This is a genomic window from Mycobacterium sp. E3305 (assembly GCF_001666785.1).
Lineage (GTDB): Bacteria > Actinomycetota > Actinomycetes > Mycobacteriales > Mycobacteriaceae > Mycobacterium.
The window spans coordinates 1-3,170 of sequence record NZ_LZJA01000091.1 but is presented as its reverse complement, the minus strand read 5'-3'; the positions used below and the strand labels follow the sequence as shown (position 1 = coordinate 3,170).

The following is a 3,170-nucleotide window of genomic DNA, read 5'->3' as shown; positions in this document are numbered from 1 at the left end:
TCCTCCAGCAGCCGGGCGACGACGCGGCGACCAATAAACCCGGTACCGCCGGTAACGACATACCGCATGCAGCCATCGTGGCGGTCGCGACCGCCCGCGTCAACTGTGGCGATCGCGAGCGCGGCGTCGCCGGGCGCGGCGGGTCGCCACTGTCAACCGTCGCGGGCGTGGCGGGGATTGTCAGTTGTGGAAGTCGCGAATGCCGTCCCAGTCGACCAGGGTCCAGCCGTTCATCGGGTTGCCGGTGATCACCACGCGGCCGACGTTGGGCAGGGGATGGCTGGTCAGCAGTGAGTCCTTGGCGTTTTTCGCGTTCATCAGCGTCCAGTACTCGATGGCGAATTTGTGCGAGAACACCACCGGGTTGTGCTGGCCGCTGTTGTAGACCTTTGCGATTGCGGCGGTGAATTGTTCGTTGAACTGCTTGCCGCTGATCGACCCGGGGATGCTGTCCTGCGTGTCGCCCCGGAGCCAGTCCGCGGGCGCCAGCAGGTACGTCGCATTCTCCTGGGCGATCGGCTTGCCCTCGAACCAGCCCGCGTTGATCTCCTGAATGCCCTGCAGCACCTCGACTTGCTTGCCCAGCTCCGAGGCCAGCGGCGCTGCGGTCTGCTGTGTCCTGACCATCGTAGAGGCGTAGATGCCGTCGTAGTCCTTATGGCCCGCCTGATGCGCGACCTGCTGGGCCTGACCCTGGCCCTCCGGGGTCAGGCTGGGCCCCGGCACCGAGGTGTCGATGATCCCGCTCGCGTTGGATGCCGACTGGGCGTGCCGGATGAACGTGATCGTGATGCTGCGTGCCTGCGGTGACCCACCGCAGGCCCCGACGACGAGGACCGCGGTCAGCGCCGCGACGGCCTTCGAGACATTCCGGATCACGCTGCGCTTCGGCATGGCAAATAGCCTGCCCTGCCGACGGCATCGGTGGGAAGGGTTTGCGATGGTTAAGTGGAGAAATTACTTGCGAAGGAGACTCAGATGGCGATTGACCCGAGTGCCGTCGGCGCGGTGACCGAACCGATGCTGTTCGAGTGGACCGACCGGGACACGCTGCTGTATGCGCTCGGCGTCGGCGCCGGCCTCGACGACCTGTCGTTCACCACCGAGAACAGCCACGGCATCGAGCAGCAGGTGCTGCCCACCTACGCGGTGATCTGCTGCCCGGCCTTCGGGGCAGCCGGCAAGGTGGGAACGTTCAACTGGGCCATGCTGCTACACGGCTCGCAGGAAATCCGGCTGCACGCGCCGTTGCCGGCCGCGGGGAAGCTGTCGGTGGTCACCGAGGTCGCCGACATCCAGGACAAGGGCGAGGGCAAGAACGCGATCCTCGTGTTGCGCGGCCGGGGCACCGACCCGGATTCGGAGAAGCTGATCGCCGAGACGCTCACCACCCTCGTGATCCGCGGCGAGGGCGGATTCGGCGGCGTGCCGGGCCAGCGCCCGGTGGCCCCGGAGATCCCGGACCGCGAACCCGACGCCCGGGTCGCCCTGCCCACCCGGGAGGATCAGGCGTTGATCTACCGGCTCTCCGGTGACCGCAACCCGCTGCACAGCGACCCGTGGTTCGCCCGCGAGCTCGCCGGCTTCCCCAAGCCGATCCTGCACGGCCTGTGCAGTTACGGGGTCGCGGGCCGCGCGCTGGTCGCCGAGCTCGGCGGCGGGACCGCCGCCAACGTCACCTCGATCGCCGCGCGGTTCACCTCGCCGGTGTTTCCCGGCGAGACGCTGACCACGCTCATCTGGCGCACCGAGCCGGGCAAGGCGGTGTTTCGCACCGAGGCCTCGGGGGCCGAGGGCAGCGGCCCGCGGGTGGTCCTCGACGACGGCGCCGCGGAATACGTACAGGCTTAGGGCGATAGCTTGCGCGCCAGGCGGGCGGTGAACTCGCCGGCCTGCGCGGGGCTGTCCAGCGCGAATCGCGCCGCGGTGGCGCGGTCGCCGTCGTCGTAGTGCCGCACCAGGATTGGCACGCCGCCGTCGCCGACCGCGTCGAACGCGTCCTCGTCGGTGATGTCGTCGCCGAGGTAGACCGGGGTCCGGGCGCCGGGTTCGGCCTCGGTTAGGTGATCGAGCACCCAGCGCAGCGTTTTGCCCTTGTCCCAATCCAGGTCCGGGCGCAGCTCGATGACCTCCCGGCCGGTGGTCACCCGGAGGCCGTCGCGCCGGCCGGCTGCGCGCACCGCGGCCGCCACCTCGCCGACGCGGTCGCGTCCGGCATTGCGGTAGTGCACGGCGACACCAAAGCGCTTGTGCTCCACCACCACTCCCGGGATGGAGCCGAGTCGCTCGCGCAGCTCGCCGGCGGCGGCCTCCAGCACCGGGATGGCCGCGGCGGCGTCGTCGTTCTGGTGGTGCGCGCCGTCGGGCGCGGTCAATTCGAACCCGTGGCTGCCGGCATACCAAATCCCGGGAACCCCAACGCGTTTCGTCACGTCGGCCAGATCACGGCCGGACAGAATCGCCACCGGGCAGCCGGTCGCCAGCTGCCGCAGCGCCTCGGTGGCGCCGTCGACCGGGACGGCCGCGTCCGGGTCGTTGACGATGTCGGACAGCGTGCCGTCGAAGTCGAAGAACACCGCGGGCCGCCGCGCGGCCAGGTCGTCGAGGGCCGTCAGCGCGTCGGGCAGCTGCGACATCCGGCGGTCCCCGGTGCGCACGGTGATCTGGTGCAGGTCGGCGACCACCGCGTCGGCGCCGGCATCTCGCAGCGCGTCGCCGCGCCCCTCATCGACGCCGATGACGAGTGCGAATCCGCCGGCGCGTGCGGCCGCGACGCCCGCTTCGTCGGGTGTGACGACCGCGCATCGGCCGGGCCGGACCTGCAGCCGGCGGGCCGCCTCCGACGGGTCCTCGGTGTAGACGGCGGCGCCCACCCCGGCCACGCGCAACTTGCCCTCCAGGCTGGGGTCCGGCGCGTGGAACAGCACCGCGTCATGGCGGCGCGGGTCGATGACGACCAATCCCGACTGTGGCACGACCCCACCTTCTCACGGTGGCAGGCCGGTCGGGGAGTGGGTCAGTGCCGGGCTTGCCCCGGCGCGGGCGGGGGGGGGGGGGGGGGGGGGGGGGGGGGGGGGGGGGGCGCGGGGGGGCGGGGGGGGGGGGGGGGGGGGGGGGGGGGGGGGGGGGGGGGGGGGGGGGGGGGGGGGGGGGGGCGGGGGGGGGGGGGG

At 71.8% G+C, this 3,170-nt stretch carries 3 protein-coding genes; 1 reads left to right on the top strand and 2 read right to left on the bottom strand.

Features of this window, described 5'->3' with window-relative positions; genetic code table 11:
* Positions 1-180: 180 nt before the first annotated feature.
* Positions 181-894: a histidine phosphatase family protein gene (locus tag A5701_RS09085; RefSeq protein ID WP_067751465.1), complete on the bottom strand. Its 714-nt coding sequence runs from the start codon at positions 892-894 to the stop codon at positions 181-183.
* An 84-nt stretch (positions 895-978) separates the two neighbouring features.
* On the opposite strand from A5701_RS09085, the gene A5701_RS09080 reads away from it, so the two are divergent.
* Positions 979-1,851 carry a MaoC family dehydratase gene (locus A5701_RS09080; protein WP_067751463.1) on the top strand — a complete coding sequence of 291 codons (873 nt, stop codon included), beginning with the start codon at positions 979-981 and terminating at the stop codon, positions 1,849-1,851.
* On the opposite strand, the gene otsB is transcribed toward A5701_RS09080, so the two are convergent.
* A complete protein-coding gene (gene otsB / locus A5701_RS09075) occupies positions 1,848-2,975 on the bottom strand; it encodes a trehalose-phosphatase (protein WP_067751460.1) in 1,128 nt (375 codons plus the stop codon). The genes A5701_RS09080 and otsB overlap by 4 nt on opposite strands.
* Positions 2,976-3,170: the final 195 nt, after the last annotated feature.

What these genes read in the sequence shown, in the direction of transcription:
- A5701_RS09085 (WP_067751465.1), bottom strand. Translation starts at nt 894, where the DNA reads ATGCCGAAGCGCAGCGTGATCCGGAATGTCTCGAAGGCCGTCGCGGCG.
- A5701_RS09080 (WP_067751463.1), top strand. Translation starts at nt 979, where the DNA reads ATGGCGATTGACCCGAGTGCCGTCGGCGCGGTGACCGAACCGATGCTG.